The 25453-nt window shown below is 32.9% G+C and carries 22 protein-coding genes and 1 tRNA gene; 12 read left to right on the top strand and 11 right to left on the bottom strand.

Features of this window, described 5'->3' with window-relative positions; all coding sequences use genetic code 11:
* Positions 1-16: 16 nt before the first annotated feature.
* On the bottom strand, positions 17-775 hold the full coding sequence (locus LI_RS00665) for a cytochrome c biogenesis CcdA family protein (protein WP_011526205.1): 759 nt from the start codon (positions 773-775) through the stop codon (positions 17-19).
* Between the two features lie 648 nt (positions 776-1423).
* On the opposite strand from LI_RS00665, the gene LI_RS00660 reads away from it, so the two are divergent.
* Genes LI_RS00660 through msrA form a run of 3 tightly spaced genes read left to right on the top strand, consistent with a single transcriptional unit; the run spans position 1424 to position 3007 of the window.
* Positions 1424-2080: a YigZ family protein gene (locus LI_RS00660; protein ID WP_011526204.1), complete on the top strand. Its 657-nt coding sequence runs from the start codon at positions 1424-1426 to the stop codon at positions 2078-2080.
* A 44-nt stretch (positions 2081-2124) separates the two neighbouring features.
* Entirely contained in the window at positions 2125-2532 is a 408-nt protein-coding gene (locus LI_RS07590; RefSeq protein WP_011526203.1) for a methionine-R-sulfoxide reductase, read from the top strand.
* Complete coding sequence (gene msrA / locus LI_RS07585) at positions 2525-3007, top strand: peptide-methionine (S)-S-oxide reductase MsrA (RefSeq protein ID WP_223604111.1); 483 nt, start codon at positions 2525-2527, stop codon at positions 3005-3007. The genes LI_RS07590 and msrA overlap by 8 nt, the downstream gene beginning before the upstream one ends.
* Before the next feature lie 75 nt (positions 3008-3082).
* Here the strand turns inward: msrA and purN are convergent, their stop codons facing one another.
* The 4 genes from purN to LI_RS00630 form a co-directional block, all read right to left on the bottom strand.
* Positions 3083-3766: a phosphoribosylglycinamide formyltransferase gene (gene purN / locus LI_RS00645; protein ID WP_011526201.1), complete on the bottom strand. Its 684-nt coding sequence runs from the start codon at positions 3764-3766 to the stop codon at positions 3083-3085.
* A gap of 28 nt (positions 3767-3794) precedes the next feature.
* Complete coding sequence (gene cobA / locus LI_RS00640) at positions 3795-5306, bottom strand: uroporphyrinogen-III C-methyltransferase (RefSeq protein ID WP_011526200.1); 1512 nt, start codon at positions 5304-5306, stop codon at positions 3795-3797.
* A 71-nt stretch (positions 5307-5377) separates the two neighbouring features.
* Positions 5378-6457 carry a tetratricopeptide repeat protein gene (locus LI_RS00635; protein WP_011526199.1) on the bottom strand — a complete coding sequence of 360 codons (1080 nt, stop codon included), beginning with the start codon at positions 6455-6457 and terminating at the stop codon, positions 5378-5380.
* A gap of 17 nt (positions 6458-6474) precedes the next feature.
* Positions 6475-7053, bottom strand: coding sequence for a hypothetical protein (locus LI_RS00630; protein ID WP_011526198.1), 579 nt, complete (start codon positions 7051-7053; stop codon positions 6475-6477).
* A 266-nt stretch (positions 7054-7319) separates the two neighbouring features.
* Here LI_RS00630 and serS point away from each other — a divergent pair, with 266 nt between their 5' ends.
* The 3 genes from serS (at position 7320) to LI_RS00615 (ending at position 11181) form a co-directional block, all read left to right on the top strand.
* Complete coding sequence (gene serS / locus LI_RS00625) at positions 7320-8591, top strand: serine--tRNA ligase (RefSeq protein WP_041817028.1); 1272 nt, start codon at positions 7320-7322, stop codon at positions 8589-8591.
* A gap of 94 nt (positions 8592-8685) precedes the next feature.
* The gene (der, locus tag LI_RS00620) at positions 8686-10047 is read left to right on the top strand and encodes a ribosome biogenesis GTPase Der (RefSeq protein WP_011526196.1); all 1362 of its coding nucleotides are present in this window, start codon (positions 8686-8688) and stop codon (positions 10045-10047) included.
* 192 nt (positions 10048-10239) lie between these two features.
* Positions 10240-11181 carry a Tim44 domain-containing protein gene (locus LI_RS00615; RefSeq protein ID WP_011526195.1) on the top strand — a complete coding sequence of 314 codons (942 nt, stop codon included), beginning with the start codon at positions 10240-10242 and terminating at the stop codon, positions 11179-11181.
* Between the two features lie 64 nt (positions 11182-11245).
* On the opposite strand, the gene LI_RS00610 is transcribed toward LI_RS00615, so the two are convergent.
* The 3 genes from LI_RS00610 to ybgF all read right to left on the bottom strand — a co-directional run bounded on the left by LI_RS00610 (position 11246) and on the right by ybgF (position 14246).
* Positions 11246-12187, bottom strand: a complete 942-nt coding sequence (locus tag LI_RS00610) for a tyrosine recombinase (RefSeq protein WP_011526194.1) — start codon at positions 12185-12187, stop codon at positions 11246-11248.
* A gap of 66 nt (positions 12188-12253) precedes the next feature.
* Positions 12254-13519 carry a DNA-processing protein DprA gene (dprA, locus tag LI_RS00605; RefSeq protein ID WP_011526193.1) on the bottom strand — a complete coding sequence of 422 codons (1266 nt, stop codon included), beginning with the start codon at positions 13517-13519 and terminating at the stop codon, positions 12254-12256.
* Between the two features lie 4 nt (positions 13520-13523).
* Entirely contained in the window at positions 13524-14246 is a 723-nt protein-coding gene (gene ybgF, locus LI_RS00600) for a tol-pal system protein YbgF (RefSeq protein ID WP_015353670.1), read from the bottom strand.
* Positions 14247-14370: 124 nt separating this feature from the next.
* On the opposite strand from ybgF, the gene LI_RS00595 reads away from it, so the two are divergent.
* The 4 genes from LI_RS00595 to LI_RS00580 all read left to right on the top strand — a co-directional run bounded on the left by LI_RS00595 (position 14371) and on the right by LI_RS00580 (position 18652).
* Positions 14371-14447: transfer RNA gene (locus LI_RS00595), tRNA-Arg, on the top strand.
* 391 nt (positions 14448-14838) lie between these two features.
* Positions 14839-15738 (top strand): dihydrodipicolinate synthase family protein, encoded by a 900-nt coding sequence (locus LI_RS00590; protein WP_015353669.1) that lies wholly within the window; start codon positions 14839-14841, stop codon positions 15736-15738.
* 301 nt (positions 15739-16039) lie between these two features.
* The gene (locus LI_RS00585) at positions 16040-16969 is read left to right on the top strand and encodes an AEC family transporter (RefSeq protein ID WP_011526190.1); all 930 of its coding nucleotides are present in this window, start codon (positions 16040-16042) and stop codon (positions 16967-16969) included.
* A gap of 18 nt (positions 16970-16987) precedes the next feature.
* On the top strand, positions 16988-18652 hold the full coding sequence (locus LI_RS00580) for an acetolactate synthase large subunit (protein WP_011526189.1): 1665 nt from the start codon (positions 16988-16990) through the stop codon (positions 18650-18652).
* Positions 18653-18823: 171 nt separating this feature from the next.
* Here the strand turns inward: LI_RS00580 and LI_RS00575 are convergent, their stop codons facing one another.
* The 3 genes from LI_RS00575 to LI_RS00565 all read right to left on the bottom strand — a co-directional run bounded on the left by LI_RS00575 (position 18824) and on the right by LI_RS00565 (position 21837).
* On the bottom strand, positions 18824-19768 hold the full coding sequence (locus tag LI_RS00575; RefSeq protein ID WP_011526188.1) for a M15 family metallopeptidase: 945 nt from the start codon (positions 19766-19768) through the stop codon (positions 18824-18826).
* Positions 19769-19911: 143 nt separating this feature from the next.
* Positions 19912-20553 (bottom strand): hypothetical protein, encoded by a 642-nt coding sequence (locus LI_RS00570; RefSeq protein ID WP_011526187.1) that lies wholly within the window; start codon positions 20551-20553, stop codon positions 19912-19914.
* 9 nt (positions 20554-20562) lie between these two features.
* On the bottom strand, positions 20563-21837 hold the full coding sequence (locus LI_RS00565; protein WP_011526186.1) for a hypothetical protein: 1275 nt from the start codon (positions 21835-21837) through the stop codon (positions 20563-20565).
* Between the two features lie 372 nt (positions 21838-22209).
* On the opposite strand from LI_RS00565, the gene polA reads away from it, so the two are divergent.
* The gene (gene polA / locus LI_RS00560; RefSeq protein WP_011526185.1) at positions 22210-24816 is read left to right on the top strand and encodes a DNA polymerase I; all 2607 of its coding nucleotides are present in this window, start codon (positions 22210-22212) and stop codon (positions 24814-24816) included.
* Between the two features lie 27 nt (positions 24817-24843).
* On the top strand, positions 24844-25209 hold the full coding sequence (locus tag LI_RS00555) for a diacylglycerol kinase (protein ID WP_011526184.1): 366 nt from the start codon (positions 24844-24846) through the stop codon (positions 25207-25209).
* Positions 25210-25453: the final 244 nt, after the last annotated feature.

The raw sequence follows: 25453 nt of genomic DNA, 5'->3' as shown, positions 1-25453 counted from the left end.
AATTTTAGTTAGAAAATCAACTTTCAAGAAATGGATGTAATATAAATAGAATACCTATAATAATAGTAATAATTCCTACAAATTTACGAAATTTTGCCTCTCCACTATGTGGTTCATTTGTCTTACTTTCACATTTACTATTTTGATCACAACATCTTTTATCACCTAGAAAACGTTTTGCTAATGAAACAGAACCACCTGCAATAGTCATTGGTAATGTATGTCCTAATCCAAAACATGCAGCAATAACTACATATACACATATACTACTAGGTAAGGTAAGTGCATAGATGGGGACAAGAAACCCTGCGGAACATCCTCCAGCAAGAAATCCATAAGCAAAACCTAGTACTAATGCACCAGAAGACACACCAAGGCCAAGCCGAGTTCTTATTCTGCCTAATAAATAAGACAAATGTGAACAGCTGTGTCCACGTGTCATATCCCATCCTAACCATAACAGTAGAAATCCAGAAGGAATAGTCCAATAATGCCCTCCAAAGTGGAGGCCATAACCAATAAAACCAATTAACAAACCAATGAGAGGAATTGTAAGGAAAAAACCTAATGTAAATAACAACACTTGACGCAAAGGATTTGTGTTTGAACCAAAAATACTGTACCCAGCAGCATGACTACCTAAAATAGGTACAATTCCTAAATGACATGGACTTAAAAGTGAACTACCCAATCCCCATAAAAAAGCACTACCACAAATAACTGCAAGGCTTTCAGCTGCCCAGTTTGTAGTTTCCATAGAAAAAATACCTAACATTAATACCTCTTACTTATATTCACATATCATGTGGTTATCTATAAGCAATAATCTATTCATTACTAATAGTACAATAAACACATATAGCATAAAACCTATTACTACATGTCAACTTCCTTGACTAAATCAAATAACATATATCATTAAAACAATATTCTTCAATGTAAATAAATAAAAATTTATTTTTAACCAAACTAAGGGGTTATAACTAACTTATTAATTTTAAAAATTTTTTTATTTATCTAAAATATCATATTTAACTATCATAATTTTATATTAATTATAAAAATCTCATTTGTTTGTTATATATCAACATATCTTACTTTAATGTTAACATACTCTATGTTATAAAAACGTTATAACAGTCTAACTATTACCTAAAAAATGTATATAGTTACTATATTAGCTTGTTCAACTTAGTATAATAGTTGGATGTCGTTTTAGGGCTAACTAACTCCCTTTTATTTTTTATTATACCTTTTAATTATATCCTATCTTCAAGATGTTTTCTTTTTTAGTATTTATAATTAGCTAATGGCAAGAACTTATTTAAGCTCTAGCCTTGTATTAGCCTCCAGGTTACCTATAAATATAATACTATAAAAGCTTTTTATTGCATCTGATTATAACTAAAGATATTTTTTCTGAATGTCACTTAGTTACTTCATACCAAATATTAATTTAACTGATATTCATCGTCGAGAAATGACAGTCAGACAAAGTCGATTTATCATAAGTATTGCACATACACCAACAGTTGAAACAGCAAAAAATTTTATAGAAAAATTAAAATATGAATTTAGTAATGCTAGTCATCACTGTTGGGCTTTTATTGCTGGTGCTCCTGAGAAAACAATATATACTGGTTACTCTGATGCTGGAGAACCACATGGTACAGCAGGAAGACCAATGATGAATATCCTTATCCATAAAAAAATTGGTGAAATTACTGCTATAATAACACGCTACTTTGGAGGAATTAAACTAGGTAAAGGTGGGCTAATGCGAGCTTACCAACAAACCATTCAACTTGGATTAGAAGAATTACCTCTTAAAAAGATGGCTATATCAACAACACTAGAGGTTGTTTTAAGTTATGAACATATTTCCTCCTTTTTACATCTTCTCCAACAATTTCATTGTATAATTATTAATGAACTTTTTACCAGTGATGTTACCTATGTTATCTCTATACAAAATGAATATATCCAAAGCTTTCAGAATGAGCTTACTAACCTCACAAGTGGGACAGTACTTATTACTCAACTCTTAGGAAAAGATATCATTGACTATAGTCATTCGTAACATGTAGAGATATTCTATCGTAATTTATTTATTAGGATAATTATATGAAGCCGCTATCAGATAAAGAAGCATGGATTATTCTTCATAAAGGAACAGAACCTCCATTCTCAGGGAAATATGTTAACCATAAAGAAGAAGGAACATATATTTGTAGGCAGTGTGGTGCAGTTCTTTTTAACTCCAAAGACAAATTTGATTCAGGTTGTGGTTGGCCTAGTTTTGATGACACAATTCCTAATGCGGTGAAACAATTACCTGACGCAGATGGATATAGAACAGAAATTGTTTGTAGTACATGTAATGGTCATTTAGGACATGTCTTTGAAGGAGAAAATTTTACTCAAAAAAATGTTCGTCATTGTGTAAACTCACTCTCATTACTATTTGAACCAAGTATAGAACTATCACAGAATAAAAATCATACAAATGGTGAGCAAACAGAAAATGAGTAAAGAAGATGCCTATTTTGCTGGAGGATGCTTTTGGGGCATTGAAGATGTATTTCAAAATACACCTGGGGTTATTGATGCTGTATCAGGTTACATGGGTGGATCTACAAAAAATCCAACATATGAACAAGTTTGTACTGGTCAAACCGGACATGCAGAAACTGTACATGTTCATTTTGACTCTATGCAAGTTAGTTACAAAGATCTTGTAAAACTTTTTTTTGAAATACATGATCCAACACAATATAACCGTCAAGGTCCTGACATAGGGACACAATATCGATCTGTAATTTTTTATGCCAATGAACTTCAAAAAGATATTGCAGAACAAATAATAAAACAATTAAAACAAACTAATCTACCTATAGTTACACAACTTCTTCCTGTATCAACTTTCTATCCTGCTGAAGAATATCATCAAAATTTTACAGAAAAAACAGGACGTGGAGGTTGTCATTTAAGAGTGAAACGCTTTTAAACGTTATCTATTATTTCAGAACTCTCTTTACCTATATTAATGAGTTTATTTTTCCATACCTAATATAAAAAATATCTAAAATCCTTCCTCAAGAGGTGGATTAATAAGTACACCATAACTCAATGGTGCCAACCCCCTATGGTTATCTCCTTTAACTTTAACCATCCTACTACTTTCACATAATTCAAGCCTATTATCTGCCATCCACTGTAATGCTTGTGGATATATCCTATGTTCTTGTTCATGAATTCTCTGTTGTAATGTTTCCAATGATTCACCATCTACGACAGGAATACATGCTTGGATAATGATAGAACCATTATCCATCATTTCATCAACAAAATGTACAGTACATCCTGTAAATTTTACACCCCATGTTTGAGCATCATGTATACCATGAACACCAGGAAATGCTGGAAGTAGTGAGGGATGAATATTTAGAATACGGTTATGAAACACCTTAATGACAACTGATGACAGTAGACGCATATACCCTGCAAGAACAAGTACATCTACATCTGCCTCTTGAACTGCATCAAGAATTGTTTTATCGATCTCCTCTCTACTTTTATCTTTTGTATAACTAACAATAAAATAAGGAATATTCTCCTTTTTAGCTCTCTCTATAATATAAGCATCAGACTTATCACAAACTAAGAGTTTAATTTCTGCATTAAGGGTGCCTTTTGTAATATGATCTTGAATAGCTTGAAAATTTCCTCCATTTCCAGAGCCAAATACAGCTATTTTTAATGACATATTATAAAAACCTTTCTACCTTTTTATATTAACCTTTATAGGTATCAGCGATAGCATTAACTAAATCAGGAATCGTGTATTTTGTTGGCTGTATATCATACTCAAATCCATATTTTTTTAATGTATTAGATGTCACTGGACCAATAGTTGCAAATTTTGGAAGACGATATTTTTTTAGCACAGTTATAGGAATATGTTCAAAAAAATTCTCTACTGTTGAAGAAGAAGCAAAAGTAATACAATCTAACGTTCCTTGTTCTAAGAGTTGTAATATATTATCCTGAAGTTTAATAGCAAGACGTGTTTCATAAACTGGGACAATATCAACTGTTGCTCCAGCCTCGCGTAACTTGTTAGGAAGAACTTCTCGTGCTTCTTGTGCTCTTGGGAGTAAAATACGTTTCCCTTTAACTCCAAGTTTCACTAATCCATCTGCAATACTTTCTGCAATATATTCTTCTGGAACAAAGTCAGGCTGAATTCCTTTTTCTCTTATAGCTTCTGCTGTAGCAGGTCCAATAGCTACAATACTCACACCTGCAAATACCCTTGCATCTAATTTAAAAGCTATAAGACGTTCCCAAAAAAATCGAACACCATTTACTGAAGTAAAGATAATCCAATCATATTCTTTTATTTTATGTACATATTGATCAATCGTAGCTGTTTCTGTAACTGGTGTTATATCAATTGTAGGAAACTGAATAACTTCAGCTCCTAATTCAGTAAGTAGCCTTGCTAAAGAACTTGCCTGCTCTCTTGCACGAGTAACAACAATACTTTTTCCTAATAATGGTTTTTGTTCAAACCAATTTAATGTACTATGAAATGTAACAACCTTACCTATGACAATAATAGAAGGATTTGTAAAACCATTCTTTTTTGCTTCTTCAGGGAGATTTTTAACTGTAGAAGCTAAACTCTTATGTTTTGCTGTTGTTCCCCAAAAAATAAGTGCTGCTGGTGTATCAGGAGATAATCCTGCTTGTATTAAATTTTTTGAAATCTCAGGAAGATTTTTCATGCCCATCACAAAAACTAATGTATTCGCACTATGAGCTAATGCAGACCAATTATGGGCTGAATCAATCTTATCAGGATCTTCATGTCCTGTAATAAATGTTACTGACGATGTATAATCTCTATGTGTTAAAGGAATACCTGCATATGCAGGTGCAGCAATGGTACTTGTTATACCAGGTATTTCTTCAAACGGAATACCAGCTAAAACAAGTGCTTCAGCTTCTTCAGCACCTCTACCAAAAATATATGGATCTCCTCCTTTTAATCGTGCTATTATTTTTCCTTCTTTTGCCTTAGTTATAAGTAATTGTGTTATTTCATCTTGAGGTGAGGTATATGATGAATTACCTTTTTTCCCAACATAAATAATTTCAGCATCTGGTTTTGCATAGTTAAGCAGGATTTCATTAACTAAAAAATCATACATAATAACATCAGCTTGCTGTAATATTTCTTTTCCCTTAACTGTAAGTAAACCAGGATCACCTGGTCCTGCTCCAATGAGATATACTTTCATATTTGCCTCATAACTAACGTTATCTAGAACCTATAAAAATTATTACCATGTAATTATAATTTTTTTCTATATTAAAATTCAGGAGATACTAAACAAAAATTTTGTTCACGGACTTCAGCTAGTCCTTCACAATCCCCCATAGCACATGCTTGATAAAAATCGGCACACATTGCTACTGTATCACCTGCAACAAGTTTAGCTGTGCCAAGAGCTCTCCACCAACTGGGGTGCTCTGGCTCTAACTGCAATGCTTGAGAAATATCTTTTATAGCAAGTCCAGGAAGATACATCTGTAAATGAGCTATTCCACGCATATATAATGTACGAGCAGGTATATTATTCTTTATCATAACTTTCTGAAATGCTTTAATACTTTCATATGGTCTATTTAAAAGCACCAGACACTCTCCAACCCCTAACCATAATAAAGAATTATCAGGATCTAATGCTGTTGCTTCTGAAAAAGTTAAAACAGACTTTTCTGGATTTGCCCAAACATGTTCAAAATCATTTAATTCAACTAGAAACAACTCCAATGCCTTAATACGATTAGAAGTTCGTTTAATTTTTGGTACAAGTGAATCATCATGTTTACACCGTATATCAGCACTAGAACATAGATGTGCTTGATTAAGAAGTTCAACACCTTCATTAATATATTGTTCAAGCTGATTTACTGCCAACAGTCTAAGCTGAAGATGATCCTGTTGACGTAATAATTGACGAATATGATCGTCTAATATTTTTTCTGATGAAGGATATACATGTGCTTTTATAGAAAGTTTAGGGCCATCAAGTACAGTTCTCTCATGAATAGAGACAAAATATATAGCCGATGCTAATGCTAATTGTTGCTCCCTTGTCCTTAATTCTAACTTTACAGCCAAGTTTGATGTAAAATTACTTCTAGTCTGCTCTAATGCATGTAATTTAGTGGCAGCTTCAGCTATTTGTATAACAGGCTCTGTAACTAAATGTGCATGGTAGGGAATTGTATAAGTTACTTCAAGTATAGGTTCTTTTGCTATAGTAATAGATGGAGAAAAAATCAAAAAAAATAGGAGAATATAGGTAATTATACTAAAGTATCCCCATTGTTTTTGACATGCTATACTATCTCCATCTTCTATCCCTACACTTACTTCATTCATAAATGATGTTCTCGTGGCTAGTGGATTTCTGAATGAATTTTCTTAGCTATTGACTCAAGAAGACTTTTTAATGTGGTAGAAAGTAATACTTCAACTTGAGAACCTATTGGAATAGATTGTCTTTCTTGAGAAGAGTTGAAGTTTTCTGTATAAATTACTCCTTTATTATTTGAAAGAGAAACTTTTAATCCAATGGCAGCAGTAAACGTTGCAGGGTTTTCTTCAACCACCCATACTTCACTTATAGTTCCAGTCACTATATAGTTAGGATTGCTCATCTTTGCCTGAGCTAAATCTCTTGCATAAGAGACTTGTAAACCTTGCTTAGAGAGTTCCTCTGCTAAAGATCTACTTATCCACTCAGTAACTGGAGATGTAGGCATAAAGTGAGAACCATCCGTTTTTGTCCCAATCGTATGAAGTTTATTGGAGCCATGAAATAATACAACCACTACTCTAGGAGCTCCTGATTTAGGAAGGACAATTTCACCTTTTGGATATATCAAGTTAACTTTATTTGATGGTCCACAACCTAAAAGGATTATGAAAAAAAATAAAGAGAGTTTAATGACTACCTGTAAAATACTATTACCCATAGTAGGCCTCTCCTAAAAATATAATTATGAATAAGAAACTATATTATTTTTATACAAGACATGCAATCCTATCTTCTATAATATGGTATGGTTAAAAAACAATAAGGTACTAAGATAACATAAGCTATTAGTTGACGTGATACTTTCTTTACTCTAAACCTGATACAGTATAATATAACTTTTATACTTCTTTTTCTTTACAAAAGAATACTTTTACTACTGATAATACTCATAACTATACTAATGGTAATTATAAAGGACAAGTGTTGTTAGATCTTAAATTGTTACAAAAAAAACCTGAAATAGTGTCAACTGCACTTATTCATAGAGGATCTCCACTTAATATAACAAGTTTTGAAGAGCTTGATACTAAACGGCGTGAACTTCTTTCTGAAGTTGAAACTCTTAAGGCTAAACGTAACCAAGCTTCTATTCAAGTTGCACAAATGAAGCGTAATGGTGAAAATACAAATACTATTATTGCAGAACTTTCTGAACTTTCGTCAAAAATTGTTGTATTAGACAATATGATAAATCAAGTAAAAAATGAACTCTATGACTGGATGCTTGCTGTCCCTAATATCCCACACTACAGTGTTCCAATTGGAAAAGATGAAACTGATAATAAAGAAATATATAGATGGGGTGAAATACCTATATTTGATTTTCAACCAAAGGAACATTGGGAACTAGGTTCCACTCTTCAAGGATTAGACTTTGAACGAGCAAGTAAAATTACAGGAAGTCGTTTTACAATACTATGGAAATGGGCAGCTCGACTTGAGCGTTCATTAATTAATTTTTTTCTTGATTTTCATCTAGCCCAAGGCCGTACAGAAGTTCTACCCCCACTCATTGTTAATGAAAAATCAATGACAAATACAGGTCAACTACCAAAATTTGCAGATGACCTTTTTAAACTAGAAGGAACAGACTATTTTTTGATTCCTACTGCAGAAGTTCCTCTTACAAATATACACTCTGACGAAATTATTGATGAATACCTATTACCTCTATCTTACTGTGCTCAAACAGCATGTTTTCGTTCAGAAGCAGGTTCTGCAGGTAAAGATACAAAAGGACTTATTCGACAACACCAATTTACAAAAGTTGAAATGGTCTATTTTTCTCATCCAGATCAATCCTATGATCTTTTGGAACAAATGAGGAAAAGTGCTGAAACATTATTGGAACAACTTGAACTTCCTTATAGAACAGTTGTTCTGTGCACTGGTGATCTAGGGTTTTCTTCAAGTAAAACATATGATATAGAAGTTTGGCTTCCTGGACAAAACACATATAAAGAAATATCTTCATGTTCTAACTGCGAATCTTTTCAGGCTCGACGAGCTAATATTCGTTTTCGTGCCTCTTCTGGAGAAAAAACACAGTTTGTCCATACACTAAATGGCTCTGGGTTACCCATTGGACGTACCATTGTTGCTATCTTAGAAAATGGTCAACAAAAAGATGGCTCTGTTAAACTTCCTAAAAAACTTGTTCCATATATGGGAGGCATAGAGTGTATTGAGCCATAGTTTTATCATATTCAATCATAACTTATATAAATAATATACTTCTTTCTTATTATTATCATATTACTAGCCATTTTAAAGAAAAAAGAGAACTTGTATGTTACCGAAAATAGCTCTAGTAGGTCGACCAAATGTTGGTAAATCTACCCTTTTTAATAGACTTATACGCAAAAATAGAGCTATTACACATGATCGGCCAGGAGTTACTCGAGATCGAATGGAAGGACTAGTTCAATCTATAGGTCATCCATCATTTATTCTTATTGATACAGGAGGAGTTATACTAGATAGCCATTATTCTACTATCAATATCATTGATGAATTACATGGCTTTGAAAAAGATATCTTTCAACAAGTCCAATTAGCTATAGAAGAATCTCAAGCTATCTGTCTTATTGTCAATGCTCGTGATGGATTATTACCTTTTGATGAGCACTTAGCATTATTTCTTCGAAAAACAGGTAAGCCAATATTACTTGCCGTCAATAAAGTTGATGGAATAGAGAAAGAGGATCAAATAGTTGCAGAATTTCATATCTTAGGTTTACCTATGATTGCTGTTTCGGCTGAACACGGTCATAATATTAGACAACTAGAAAATGAACTTTCTTTATTATTACCCAATAATGAAAATATAAAGGATCAGTCTACTGCCCAAGCTGCACTAAAACTAGCAATAATTGGACGCCCTAATGCTGGGAAATCCTCTATTATAAATGCAATAATTGGTAAAAATAAACTAATAGTAAGCAATATTGCAGGAACAACTCGTGATAGTATTGATATTCCTTTTATTTTTAACAAAACACAGTATCTTTTTGTAGATACAGCAGGTATTCGTCGTAGAACAAAAATTACAGATCCTGTTGAACGCTTTTCTGTAAACGCATCTATAAAAAGTGCAACTAAAGCTAACATTACACTATATGTGATTGATGCTACAGAAGGCATCACAGCTCAAGATAAACGTCTGCTTGATCTTTTAGACACTAGAAAAATACCTTTTATTCTTCTTATTAACAAAACAGATCTTATTGCAAAAAAACAAAAGACATTACTTTCTAAGTCATTTAAAGAAGAACTACAGTTCTGTCCTCATATTCCTATTCTTATGGTCTCTGCAGTGACGTCATCAGGACTTGATCAAATTATTGCTATGGCAGAACAAGTTTATCTTGAATGTTCTACTCGCATTAATACAGGAGTCCTAAATAGAGCTATGGAAGAAATTATTACACGTCATCAACCTCCTGTTGTACGTCGTATACGACCCAAATTTTTTTATTTGACTCAAGCTGAAACTAGCCCTCCTACTTTTGTTTTTTTTGTTAATGATGCAGAAAAAATATCTGAAACATATGTACGTTATCTTGAACGCTCCTTAAGAAAAATTTTTAACTTACATCATGCTCCAATACGTATTCGATTACGTTCATCACATAAAAAGCGTAACCAATAACTAGCTATTAACGCTCATTAAATTTGCTATATAAAAAACTTGACTTATTAAAAAAAAATTCTAATCTTCACAATATAACTTATATATCTATCGTCTTATTATTTTTATCAAAATTTAAACCTTGTTTTTTTTACTTCTACTCTTATTTATACCTTGGTTGTGCATAACAATAACTATTTCTAGGATCAATATATGTTTCAAAAAATTACTGTTTGTATATGTTTATTACTTACTGTTACAGTTCTTGTCCTTGGATGGCATAAAGCTTATGCACGTATTGGTGGCGGACGCTCATTTGGTGGGAAATCATTTATGAATAGACCATATTCAAAGCCTATTCCATCTTCACCAATGATGCGTCAACAGTCTAATATATCACAACAAATTCAACAAGGAAGCGTTGCAAACACAGCTTCTCGTGGTTTTGGTGGATTAGGTGGTATTTTTGGTGGACTCTTAGCAGGAACGCTTATTGGCTCATTACTTTCAGGACATGGATTTTCTGGAGGAGGCTTTTTAGATCTCATTCTTATTGCTGGACTTGTATATCTAGCCTACCGGCTTTTCTTTAAAAGAAAAATCACATCAAATGAAGCTTCTGTAACTAATTCACTTTACGCCACACAACAACCACTAACATCTGAAATGCCTATACCTCGTTCAACAACATTATCAGGTACAGGTTGGGAATCTCTCAAGTCACAACACACAACATATTCAGCAGATGTATCTAATCAAGCTATAACAACCAATATACCTATAGACTTTAATGAAGAAGAATTCCTTAAAGGCGCAAAGGCAGCATATGTGAGACTTAATGCTGCATGGGATAATAGAGATTTAGAAGATATTCAACAATTCACTACACCTGGTTTTTTAAATGAACTTCAGCAACAAATTACTGAAAATCCAAATCCAGAGACAACAGAGATTATGTTAGTTAATGCATCTGTAGTAGATGTGAAAAAAATAGAAGATGAGGAACTTGTCTCTGTATATTTTAATGTACTTCTTAAAGAAAACCAATCTCAAGAATCCCCTATTGAAGTTCGAGAAATATGGCACTTTGTACGCCCTGCTTCTGGTGAGGGTTCTTGGAAACTTGATGGCATCCAGCAAGTTGAGCATGCCTAACTAGATAAGAAATATTACTTTTATTATATAATCCTGCCAAACTTCCATTTTTGGTTTCTATTATTTAATTTTTTAACCGTAGAGTACCTGAAAAAGGATGTGCTTTATCATAGGCTTGAATTAACTTATCTAGCGTTATGTGTGTATAGCGTTGTGTAGTTGATAATCTAGCATGACCCAATAGTTCCTGAACAGCACGCAAGTTTGCACCTCCTTCAAGGAGGTGTGTTGCAAAAGAATGTCGTAATGTATGAGGAGCAGTAGTTAATGGAAGTCCTGCTTGTAGACACAGTTCTTCAAGTATCCTTATTGTCTGTCTCCTATGCAATCGTTTACCTCTAACGCCTACAAAAAGTGCTTGTTCCCCTAATGTTGCTACCATATGTCTAATAGCTAACCATTCTTCTAATGCTACAATAGAAGTATCACTTAGTGGCGCTAACCTCTCTTTATTCCCTTTTCCAATGACTCGTACAAATCCATCTTCTGTTCTTATGTCAGACACATTAAGACATAATGCTTCTGAAATACGTAAACCAGAACCATATAGAAGTTCTAATAATGCATTATTTCTATGTGCAATAGCTAATTCTAACCCTGTATGTGATGTCTTTAATATATTGTTTGCTCCCTTCAATAACAAAAATACTTGATCTACGTTAAGTATCTCAGGATATTTTACATGTTGTTTAGGATTATGTACGCCAACTGCAGGATTATCTTTTATATGGTGTGTTTTTAAAAGATAACGGAAAAGGGAACGTAATGCTGCTAACTTTCGAGCTATAGATGTCCTTGTTAACTTTTTATAATATAATGAAGCAGAAAACTGTTGAATATGCTTTTTATTAATATGTTCTGGATGCTCAAGAGTAAGTCCAATTGTTCTAAGATATACTTCAAACTGAGATATATCTCTTCTATAGGCATCCTGTGTTGCTAAAGAAAATCCCTTATGAAGATTAAGCCATGATAAAAATGTTTCTGTTACTGCTGGAAGTTGCATAGAATAGATAATAAGTACTATTTGTTATGTGTTATTAAAAAAGTTCAATAAGCTTTTACATAGATATTATGCTAAAACATACTGTGTATTAGGAAGACGTTTAATAATTCCCTCAATTTCTAAAATAATAAGTATTGGACTTATTTCTTCAGCTGGAAGTTGCAATAACTGACACAGTTGATCAATATCTTTTGGCTCTAGTCTGATAATATCTATTATCTGTCGTTCTATCTTTCCAAATGTTTTATATTGACTTTGTTTATTAATAACAGTTGTTTTATCATTAGAAGCAGGAAGAGAAAGCATGATATCTTGCTCCTCCAAACCCTCTTTTTTTTCTTTATATATAATATCCTGTTTATTATACTGATTAATAAATCCTTTTAGCGATTCTGACAAATCGTGTAATATATCATCAACAGAAAAAATAGGTCTTGCTCCTTCACGAATAAGATCTTGACAACCTTCTGCAAATGGAGAACCAATTGCTCCTGGGATAGCATATACAGAACGATTTTGCTCAAGCGCTAAACGTGCCGTGATAAGACTACCACTATGAAGTGCTGCTTCTACAATAAGAACACCTAAAGACAGTCCACTAATAATCCTATTTCTTGTAGGAAAAAATCCAGGCTCTGGACGAGTACCAGGAGCATACTCAGAAATGAGAAGACCTTTATTAACAAGTAATTCCCTTACATCACTATTTTGACGTGGATAACTTATGTTAATTCCTGAACCAAGTACTCCAATAGTTTTACCAGGAAAATCAATAGAAGAAAGGTGTGCTTCACGATCTATACCTAACGCCATACCAGAAACAACTGTTATTCCAGCAGTTGCTAATCCTTTTGCAAAAGCTCTTGTAACTCTAATGCCTTCTATAGAACATTTTCTTGTTCCTACAATAGCTATACAAGGATTTTCAAGTAACGATATATCGCCTAAACAGTATAGAAAAAGTGGTGGATCAGAAATTTCCTTAAGCAAATTAGGGTAGCGTGGATCAGTCCAAAGCAAAATTGTTCCATAACAACCTCGAACTGCCTCCCATTCTTTTTTAGCCCCTGCTCTCCATGAATCGGAAAGTATGCCTAAAGACTTATCACTTGGTATTCCAAGCTGTTTCCACTTTTTTACCTGTTGTAATGCCTCAAATGCTGAACCAAAAGAAGTTAAAAGTTTTTTATATGTACGTCCTCCAAGACCTTTTGTATATTTTAAAGCTAAAGATGCCCAAAATTCTTTTCGACTTACTGCATCTAATGCCCCAAGAGCACTACTATGAAATAACTTCTTGGTCAAAGAAACCCCTCCAAAGAAGTATTCCATTTTTTCATGGTTTGATTCCTAATTTTTGTGCACGTTGTACAGCTGTCGATTTTGGATAATCCTCATATAGTGCTCTAAAATGCAACGTTGCATTATCTTGATCTCCTAGCGCTCTATATGACATTCCTACTTTTAATAAAGCATCCGAAGCTTTCTGATGTTTTGGATATGTTGCTGTAACGGATTTAAACATAAAAATAGCATCAGCAAACTTCTGTTGTGCGTATAAATTTTCTCCTTTCCAATAAAGAGCATTTGGCATCAAGCGACTTTTAGGATATTTTTCCATAAACTGATCAAAAAGCGTTATAGACTCATTATACTTATGCAGCTCATATAGATGAAGAGCATCTTTATACATTTTTTGTTCTTGTGATTGGCTTAACTTATTATTATTATTATCTATCTGTACCTTCTTTTTTGGTATTGTTTCATCTAAAGAAGGCGACGGATCTACAGACTTCACATGTTGAGTATTTTTTTCAACAGATTCAGGGTCAATGTTTGTCTTTTTATCAGAAATCTTGTTTAAATAAGTTGAACTCTCTTTTTCTCTATCTGCATCTAGTTCAGAAAGTGCTTCAGCTATAGTACCAGCTTCAGCTTCATTTAATACTTCTTCTTGTATAGTATCATTACTCTTTATTGCTTTCTTTATTCTAGTCCATAAAGAACAACCAGAACACAGGATAACTATACATAGGATAATGCTATAAAGTCTATACATGAAAACCTCCATGTAATACAATAAGATAGGTTTGTGAATAGACTATATACTTCATTCTTTCAACAAAATAACAAGATAATTCTTCTTGACCTTTAATCATTCATATCCTAAGAAAAAAATCGTTGCGTCCGTAGCTCAGTAGGATAGAGCAGGAGCCTTCTAAGCTCTTGGCCGGGGGTTCGATTCCTCCCGGGCGCACCACTTATTTACCTTATTAGTGTAACTAAGGATCTAACCACATAACGTCTAACCATATACATTATTTATCAATAGTTATCCTAACACAAGCGAAAAACTAGGTATACCTATATAGTAAATAGTAAGATTGAAAAAACTTTTTTACTTTTACTCCTTGTGTAGTGAACTTTTACCTACCTATACATACTGAATACTACTTAATATCTCTTCCTATAATATACTACTTATATAATAACGTAAATGTAATAATTTTAGTTATATAAAAATGGAATATTAAATATAATAACTTATTATAAATAATATACTATTGAAGTATAATTACTTTTATTATGATATAATTATTATAATATACAGTTATATAATACTACTAAATAACACAATAAAGGAAGATATTATGGAAGAGTGTACGTTATACGGTGTATTTGCACCTGTTCCAACTCCTTTTTATGCTAGTGGAGAAATTGCATGGGATAAATTTATAGAAAATATTAAACAATTTGGAAAAACAACGCTAGATGGTATTTTAGTACTTGGCTCAAATGGAGAAGCAGTATCATTATCTGAATTAGAAAAAATAAAGCTTATCTCTTTAGCTAGAGAGCACTTTCCTCTTGAAAAAATTGTTCTTGCTGGAGTAGGATGTGAATCAGAATACTCTACATTAACATTATGTAAAGAAGCTTCATTAGCTGAAGTCGATGGTGTAGTTGTCATAAATCCCACATATTATAGAAATACTGTTAGTAACCCTGAAGTTATGTTAGATTACTTCCTTAGAGTTGCTGATCAATCTACTTCTCCTGTATTACTCTATAATATCCCAAGGAATACTGCTTTAAATATACCTGCATGGGTAAGTATATCTGCATCACGCCATGATAATATCATAGGAATAAAGGATAGTAGCGGAGATATTATCCAACTTTCTACAATTATTCATGATAGTGCACCAGGTTTTTCAGTAATTGCTGGTTCAGCAAGTTTTTTATTACCTACATTATATATGGGTGGATGTGGTGGAACAATGGCTTATGCAAATATTGCTCCTGACTACTGTAAAGCTATTATAAAAGCATTTCATGAAGGTGAACATAATAAAGCAAAAAAATTACAAATGGATATTCTTGAACTCAATGCAGCTATTACTTCCGGATTTGGTATTACAGGACTTAAATATGCATTAGACTGCCTAGGTTATTATGGTGGACCCTGTAGAAGTCCATTACCTTCCACTCTTTCAGATAAAGATAAATCTACTATGCAACAGTTAATGAAAAAAGTAGGATTACTTTAATAATTACCTCTTAAAAATTATATAAAATTATAATCATTAAGATTAAGATAACTACTCAAAGAATGAGAGCCTCCTTTATATCTAATATATATATATATTAGATATAATATTCATTTTTATCTACTATTACTAATTAACGCATAGTAATAAAATTAGATATACTGCAATAAAGTTAAATAATGCATGTATCATCCACAACTACTTGTTTATTATCATTGATTACTATCTTGTTGATCTTTAATTTAACTGTAATATTTTTACTATTGTTTGCTTTACTTCTTATGTATAAGGAACGTAACCAATGTTAGATACTATAATTGGAGCTTTATTACCTATTGTAATCACACTTCTTTTAGGTGTACTTGCTGGATGGCATAAAGACTTTAATATAGAGCAAGCAACAATACTAAACCAAATGGTTATGTTATATGCACTACCTCTAACATTATTTTCTAGTATGGTTCTTATCCCTAAGGAACAATTAGTTTCTGATTGGGGATTATTCTTTCTCATATGCATTGCAATGATTGGAGGTTTTTTAGGTGTTTTTCTAATATCTCGAATTGTCTTTAAACAAGACTTAGGAAGTGCAGCACTGCAAGCACTAGCCATAAGTGGACCTGCTGTTCCCTTTGTAGGGGTCCCTGTATTAGGATATCTTTTTGGTATTGAAAGTGCTGTTGCCATAGCTATTTCAAGTATTATTATGAACCTTTTCCAAGTTCCTGTCAGTTTAGTATTACTCTCTATATCTACATTATCTGAAAGTAATAAGAATAATTTCTATAAACATATTCTTAATGCATTACGTCAACCTGTTGTATGGGCTCCATTACTTGCTCTTGTTTTTATTGTATTTAATATTCAATTTCCCACATCTATTAATGATTCTTTAACATTACTTGGTAAAGCAACAGGTGGAGTTGCTCTATTTGCATCAGGCATTGTTTTATTTGCTCAACGTGTCACACTAAATTTCCCTGTTGTTATTTCAGTTATTAGTCGTAATATAATTATACCTTTTATAGTCTGGTTATTAGCAATGTTACTTCAACTCCCTCATGAACAAACTATGGAATCAGTATTATCCATGGCAATACCAACTGCTTCCATAACAGTCATCCTTGCTGTTCAATACCATACAGCAGAACGTGAAATGGCTTCTATACTCTTTATCAGTACTACCTTATCCATTATCACAATGGGGCTATTTATCTGGCTACTCAAGTAAAATATAAGGAGAATTTTTATGGATACAAATAATATCAAAACTGTTTCTCAACTCATTATTGAGTGTTTAGAAGCAGAAGGTGTTAAATATATTTTTGGATTACCTGGTGAAGAAAATTTACATCTAGTTTTGGCATGTGCTAATTCATCTATTAAGTTTATTCTTGTCCGCCATGAACAAGGAGCATCATTTATGGCTGATATTTATGGACGCCTTACAGGAAAAGCAGGCGTCTGTATATCAACACTTGGTCCAGGAGCTATCAATCTCTTACTTGGTGTTGCAGATGCTCAAACAGATAGTACACCTCTTGTTGCTATCTCAGCCCAAGTTGGGCTCAACCGTATTTATAAAGAATCTCATCAATACGTTGATCTTGTATCCATGTTTAAACCAATTACAAAATGGGCAGATATCATATTAACTCCAAACTCTGTACCTGAGATGATACGAAAAGCCTTTGAACTTGCTCAAACTGAAAGACCAGGTGCTGTTTTTATTGCCTTGCCAGAAGATGTAGAAGAAATGCATATTGATACTTCTTTGAAACCGTTACTTACACGTCCTCAGCATACTTCATATCCAGATCCAAAGATGTTAGAACAAGCTAAAGAACTCATTGTAAATGCAAAAAACCCTGTTATTCTTGTAGGCCATGGAGCTGTTAGAAACAAAGCTAGTGAAGCTCTTCAACGTTTTGCGGAACAATTACAAATTCCTGTAGCTACAACATTTATGGCAAAAGGCATACTGTCAGATAGAAATCCATTACTGCTTGGTGTAATTGGATTTATGAAACATGACTACGAAAACTTTGCTTTTGATAAAGCAGATCTCATTATTAGCATTGGATATGAACTTCAAGAATTTACTCCATCTAAGATTAATCCAAATAATAATAAAAACATCATTCACATTCATCAAATTGCAGAAGATGAAGACATTGCATATCCTATCACTGTAGCTATCCAAGCAGATATTAGTGCTACACTAAATATGTTATGTGAACAGCTTCCTAAAAACAGTCATACCCCTTGGAAAGGTATAGCTAATATTATCCAGCTGCATAAAGAAGAGCTTGAATATGGAGAATCAGCAGATGACTATCCTCTTAAACCACAAAGAGTAATCAGCGATATTAGAAAAGCAATGAAAGATGATGACATTGTTCTTGTAGATACAGGAGCTGTCAAAATGTGGATGGCTCGACTATACCCAACCTATCTTCCTCTTACTTGCATTATTTCAAATGGATTATCAACGATGGCTTTCTCTTTACCAGGAGCATTAGCTGCAAAACTAGCTTGTCCTGACTGTAAAGTTCTTGTGGTAACAGGTGATGGTGGGTTTATGATGAACTCCCAAGAAATAGAAACAGCTATTCGAGAAAAAATTCCTTTTGTTATCCTTATCTGGGAAGATAAATCATATGGTCTCATAAAATGGAAAATGGATATGGAAATAGGTAAACACCAATTTGTTGATTTCACTAACCCAGACTTTGTAACATATGCAGAAGCATTTGGTGCTAAAGGCTATAGAATAACTAAAGCAGAAGATCTATTACCAATACTACAGAAAGCACTTAATGACTCAACAGTCTCTGTTATCTCTTGTCCTGTAGACTATAGTGAAAATATGAAACTTATTGAAAAACTTGGAGAGTTAGATCTTAAACTTTAATTTCTATATAAAAATAGAACTAAATGTCTTTAAAAAATACAGTATATTTTTTCATACTAGTTTAGCTAATACCAATAATTAGTAGTTTATTTATTTATAACAGCATTATACAAATTTTATTTTTTATCTTAAGTATAAACAAGATAAGTAAATATATTTTTATTACTATAGTTACATAACGTTATTATGAATACTTCTCTTTGCTTTATAAATTAACTCAGGTCGATACTCAAAATGCATAAAGTCATATTCATACCATTTCCCGCCCCAAATAAAACCTCTTTGTTCAAAAATGCCTACTAACTCACTTGGATATTCTTTTTGTATCTGTAAATATTTTTCTCTATCTTTTACTAAACGCCAATATATACCTTTTTTTGGATGTAAATCGATTGCTATACCGTAACTATGTGGACTTAACCTCTTTTCTCCTGCAATAACACGCCATGCGAATCCACCTGATAAAGGAAAAATATATTCATAAACCTGAGGATCTTTATCTAATAATGTATCAAGTTGTGTAAAAACATCTTTTAAGCTTTGAGCAGCCTTTGCAGAATGAGAAAAAAAACATATTTTTTCTCTTTTTTTAAACCTAATCCCTACTAATTGCTTCTCTACTTCTTCTCTACTATTACCATATATTGCCTCTAATAATGCATAAGAACGAACTCGTCCTGGTGCAATGCCAACATCAGGGATAGGACGACTAGGCTCTAAAGGATACAGTTGAGCCATAGAATCTTTAACTGTACTGTTTAATAATGCCTCACTATAAATACGTTTTTTACCATCATCATAAAGTACTTTATGTCCATTCACAATTAACCAAAGTCTTTTTTCTTCATCAGTGATAATTCCAGTTATAACCCCTGGATATGATGCCAATAGACACTCAAAATCTAATATAGCATTATCATCACATAATATCTGAGCATCCTGTGTGAAAAGAATTTGTTTATCACCAAATAAAGCAATATCTGAGCCTTCCTGAAAAACAATTCTATGTTGAACAAGTATTTCTAGATCAGAATAATTAACAGCAGCCATACTCAATTTTGAAAGAATAAAAAAACAACAAACTATATAACATATCAATCTTATACTGCTATTCATGCTAACACTATCCTAACTTATATTAATGATTTTTTATTTTTTAGATAGAAAAAGATAAATAAATTTGGCATGTTATATTAAGTACTGTTAAGTTACTAAGAGCTATAACAACCCATAATATTCTTTTTTCTTTATCCTATATACTAATTATGCAAATATTCCTCTTCAAACTTTTTACATAGTTCAGGAAGATTTTTAATAGTAGTAACTTTCCACATACCATTACAAAAGCTCATACCTAGTAAAACAGGATACTGTCGTCCATTACCATAATCTTTAATTTGGATAGGAACTACAATATCTCTTTTCTGTTTATACATTTTTGCTAATACTTTTTCTGAATTAGAAAATAATAACTCTTTTCTACCTAAAGAAATTTTTGAAATATAAGGTGTTAAAAGGCCAGTAGGTTCATCTAATAGTTCATGCCCTGCAAACAACCCAGAAGAAATTCCATATTTAATAAATAAATATAATTCACTAATAAATAAAGATCTGACCTGTGCTGCATATTGAGGTACTTGTATGGTATTAGCCAATAAATATAAAAGTGATGGTAACTTTGATGTATCTTTAACAGTAGTTAGTGAACAAAAAAAATATTCAACTCCTTGATTTAATAATCCATTTATATCAACATATTCTTCAAAAAGCTCAAAGTTATGTGAATCAATTGCATACTGTATTTTAAGTAATGAATTTCTGGGTGTCTGTTTTCCTACTCCTATAAAAGGATAATAAAGAAGAAGAATTATACCTAAAAAAATTACAAACCAACTCTTCATAATAACAGACTACTCATGTCTTATTATTCCAGAGGTCATCTCAAAACGTTTTGCAAGATCTAAAAACAATGTTGATGATTGTAATACAGCATCTATATTCCCTGGATCACTCTTTACCCGACGATATACCCAGTTTGCAAGGAATAGTATGTTGGAGTCATCCAAAACACGTGTAGTAGTATGTTGTTTAATTGATAAAATAAGTGCTTTAATCATTTTCTCACGTGTAATAATTGCTTGTTGATATGCTTTACTTGCAGCAGTAACTTTCTTTGTGAGCTGCTGTAACTCCACTTTATTTCCTAATTCTTTACATTTGTCTGTACAACTTACAAGGTTTATATACTTTGTATTAGTATCGACTACACGTTTGGCAGCCAATTTTATGTCATCCACCTTTTGGACAAAATTAGGTATAGTAGCAATACCCTGCAATGTACTTGCAATACCACGAAACTGTGTAGCATATAAACGATAAAATTCTTGTTTCTGTTGAATAGTAAGTACCTTATTATGACGACGTACAGAAAGCTCTTCAGAAAGTGCTTTCATAAATCTATCAACATATAGACGATATAATGCGTCTAACATAGATGGTGTAAAGACATATCGTAAAATTGCAGACCGAGCTGCCTGTGGATCTTCACCTTTCCATGAAAGGCCTGTCATACCTACACCATAACGCATATTAAGACTCTGAAGCGTTACATTAATGGAGCCAGACATCGTAGACTTTGAAGGAGGTATATAATTTTTTGCCATCCATGCAGCTAAACTATCAATAAAGCCAATTCGAACAACTGTATCATCTTTTTTGTCTCTTTTTGTATGAACAGGATGTGTAGATTTTGTGGAAAAAATCCCACGTTCAGAAGCTCCTGTTTCATCCTTATCTCTAAATATGTGTTTACTTCCTTGCTCATAATTATTAAAAGTTGACGCAGGTGGTGGTGGAGATATAGATTCCTCAATTACTTCTTCAAGCATAGGTTCTTTTTCTTTAGACTGAGAAGATTCTATATCTTTCATAAGCTTTTCCTTCATAGCTTCATATGCTTCTGAAGGGTTATTTACTATCATATTCTGTGTATCTTCTGTAGTTACTTCATCTTTTTGAAAAACAGAACCTCTAACAAACCAAAATAAAAGTATCACACCTGCTGAAATAATAATGAAAATAAGGGCAAGCCATAACTTTGCATTACCTGAAGACTCATCTTCAAAATGTTCATCTTTATTTTTTTTATTAAGACCATTATTCCTACTACCTATAGGATTGCCCATATCTCCTCCCAGACAATTTTAGATCTCTATGGATAAATCCAAACTAAACAAAAAACTTTTTACTATAAAAAGTACTATAAACTAAAGTCATTAGAAAATACACAAACTATTTATTACTGTGAAGTGTTTATCTACCAGTCTTTTTGTATTTTTATAATTTAAATTTTTTCTTATATTATTGAATAACTCTCCTTGATTTGCTCACAAGGAACAGATACATATTTGCCTGGTGATATACTATCTACCTATCTCATTATTGTAGTAAATTTTTAATAATGTTCTTATTGCATAGAATTATGCCTCAATGTTGTTATCTTATTGTTAAGAAATAAGATAGCTATAACAAGTAATACTAAAAACATATGGTCACTCATGAATATTAAAGAATTCTTTTCAGAAGACCCCATTTACTTGATGGATGGCTCAGCTTTTATTTATAGGGGATTTTATGCAAATCAAAGCATGCAACGCTCTGATGGATTTCCTACAAGTGCACTTTTTAATATTGGTAGAATTTTCTTAAAAATATTACGTGAAGAACAACCAAAATATTTTGTATTTGTCTTAGATGGCCCTGGAACAAATTTTAGACATACACTTTTCCCTCTTTATAAAGCTCAACGTAGCCCTGCTCCTGAAGCACTTATAAAACAAATTGAACCTATAAAACGCTTAGTAATAAGTTTAGGACTATGTTTAACTGTTGCTAGTAATAGCGAAGCTGATGATTGCCTTGCATCAATTGCACACCGCTATCGTGATAACTACCCTATTGTACTTATTGCTTCTGATAAAGATTTAAAACAATGTCTAGATAAAAATGTTCTGATGTGGGATCCAGCAAGTAAAGCTGAAAAAATTACTACACTAAAAAGCTTTAAAGAAGATGAAGGATTATTACCTTCTCAATGGCCAGATGTTCAAGCAATAATAGGTGACTCTAGCGACAATATTCCAGGAATTCCAGGGATAGGACTCAAAACCGCGAAAAAAATTTTTCAAGACTTTCCTTCATTAGAATCTATAAAAGATAATTTCTCCTCACTACCCTTACCTGTTCAAAAAAAATTTGATGGCCACCTTGACGCCATGTTTCTTTACAGACAACTTACAACATTATCAACGACTGAGTGTATAGATCTTCAGATTGATACAATTAAAGTTGGCCCAATTAACGTACAAGAAACATTGACTATTCTTCGTGAGTTTGAACTTGTTTCTTTGGAGCGAGAATTTATGGCTGTTGTACATCAAAAAAAACTCATAGACCCAAAGGGTATTATAGAGTCTGGAACATCTTCTCATGGACAACTATCTCTTTTTGGGTCTTCTAAACCAATCAATAAAATATATTGCTCTACAGCCAGTGATCTTCCATCAGTTAAAGGGAAAATTGTAGCACTATTGACAGATAAACATGAAGTAACATTAGCTGTAGAAAATACAGAATATTTCTATACAGGACCATTACTACCACTAACTAAAGCTCTTAATCAATCGCGACACGTAGTTACTCCTGATTTAAAATCGTTGCTGAGAACAAATGGAATATGGAGAACTATCCCTAATACACATTGGATTGATTTAGGTCTTGCTACTTACCTTCTTGATCCCGAAGAAAGAGATTATAGCTGGCCTAAACTTGTTGCACGTTGGGGCTCAGTTTTTGGATTATCCGCAGGAAACCCAGGTCTCATTGCTCTAAAAGTATGGGAACAACTTCGTAATAAACTTAAGACTGCTCAACTATTAGAACTAATGGACTCATTGGAACTACCCCTTATTCCTGTCCTTGCTGATATGGAGGCAGTAGGTGTGGTTCTAGATGATCAAAATTTAAAAATATTTCTTGTGGAAGTACAAAATAGTTTAGATCATCTCACTGAAACAATTTATCATGAGGCTGGTGGTTCCTTTAATATCCGCTCAGCTCAGCAACTTGGAGATATTCTTTTCAATCAACTTGAGCTTCCTGCAGCTAAAAAAACTCGTGGGGGGCAAGCATCCACATCTCAAGAAGTCCTTGAAAAGCTATCAGGACAACACCCTATCATAGATACAATCCTAGAATATCGTAAACTTGAAAAGCTTCGCTCTACTTATCTAGAACCATTACCACGACTTATTGGTAAAGATGGACGTGTACATACAACATTTAACCAACTTGCTACAGCTACAGGAAGACTTTCTTCCAGTAACCCTAACCTACAAAATATTCCTATACGAGGCTCATTAGGACAACGTATGCGTTCATGTTTTACAGCTTCTCAAGGGAACCTCTTAATTTCTGCTGACTACTCCCAAGTTGAACTACGTGTCTTAGCCCACTATTCAAAAGATCCCACACTTCTTACTGCTTTCCTTGAAGGTGCAGATATTCATACACGTACAGCAAGCCTTCTTTATGAAAAAAGTCAGGAAGAAGTAACAGCGGATGAAAGAAGAAATGCTAAAACTATCAATTTTGGTTTAATTTATGGGATGGGACCACAAAAACTTGCCCAAGAACTTAATACAACATTAAATGAAGCAAAAAAATTCATACAACGATATTTTGAACACCTTCAAGCCATAAAAAAATTTTATGATCAAGTAGAACACTCAGCTAAAGAATATGGATATGTAACTACTATTGCTGGACGTAGAAGACTATTACCAGATATTCACTCAGAAAATATTCAATTACAAGCTTTAGCACGCCGCCAGGCTATCAATACTATTATCCAAGGAAGTGCTGCAGATATTATAAAAATTGCAATGTTAACTGTTCATGGTGATACAACATTAGCTAAAATGGATGCTCAGCTTATTCTTCAGGTACATGACGAACTTGTCGTAGAAGCACCAGAAGACAATGCAAAAGAAGTAGGTAAACGTATAGCCATGTTAATGTCAAATGTAACGCCAGGTGGTAAACCTCTTATAGTACCACTTGTAACTCAATGGAGTATAGGCTATGATTGGGGAAGTGCACATTAGTCATTTAGCTATTACTGTAGGATTATAATGTCATTTTGCTTAATAAAGTTTTGTCATCTAATACATGCAACAAAATATTCTCTAATGGGTTTAATCCAAGCATTCAAATCTGAACAATCTTTTCGTCATGAAGTAATTATCTTAGGAATTCTATTTTTTCTCTTGTGGTTTCAAGACAAAAATGCACTGCACTGTCTTATTACCATAAGTGGATGGCTTTTTGTCATGATAATAGAACTACTAAATAGTGCTATAGAAAAAATCTTTGATCTTATTACAACTGACATAAAACCAATTGTTAAAGCAGGGAAAGATATGGCTTCTGCAGCTATATTTTTAGCTATTGTCATCAATATAGGTCTTTGGATTTATCTGTTTACTCTTCCTTTTTAAAAAATAGGCATAATATTAACTGGTTATAACTAGCTTAAAAGAATAACCAACTATATCTCCTCTTATGGAACTTTGATAGTAAATGATAACTACCTAGATAAATTAATCTAAATGATGGTATATTATCTTCCACAACAACATTTCTTACTTTACATTTAAAGTAACTTATTACTATAATTTCAAATAAATACTTCTACGCTATAAAACTTCATTAGCACATTAAGACGGGCCTTGACGTTAGCTA

It is taken from the genome of Lawsonia intracellularis PHE/MN1-00, assembly GCF_000055945.1.
Taxonomy (GTDB): domain Bacteria; phylum Desulfobacterota; class Desulfovibrionia; order Desulfovibrionales; family Desulfovibrionaceae; genus Bilophila; species Bilophila intracellularis.
This window is presented reverse-complemented; position numbering and strand designations above follow the sequence as displayed.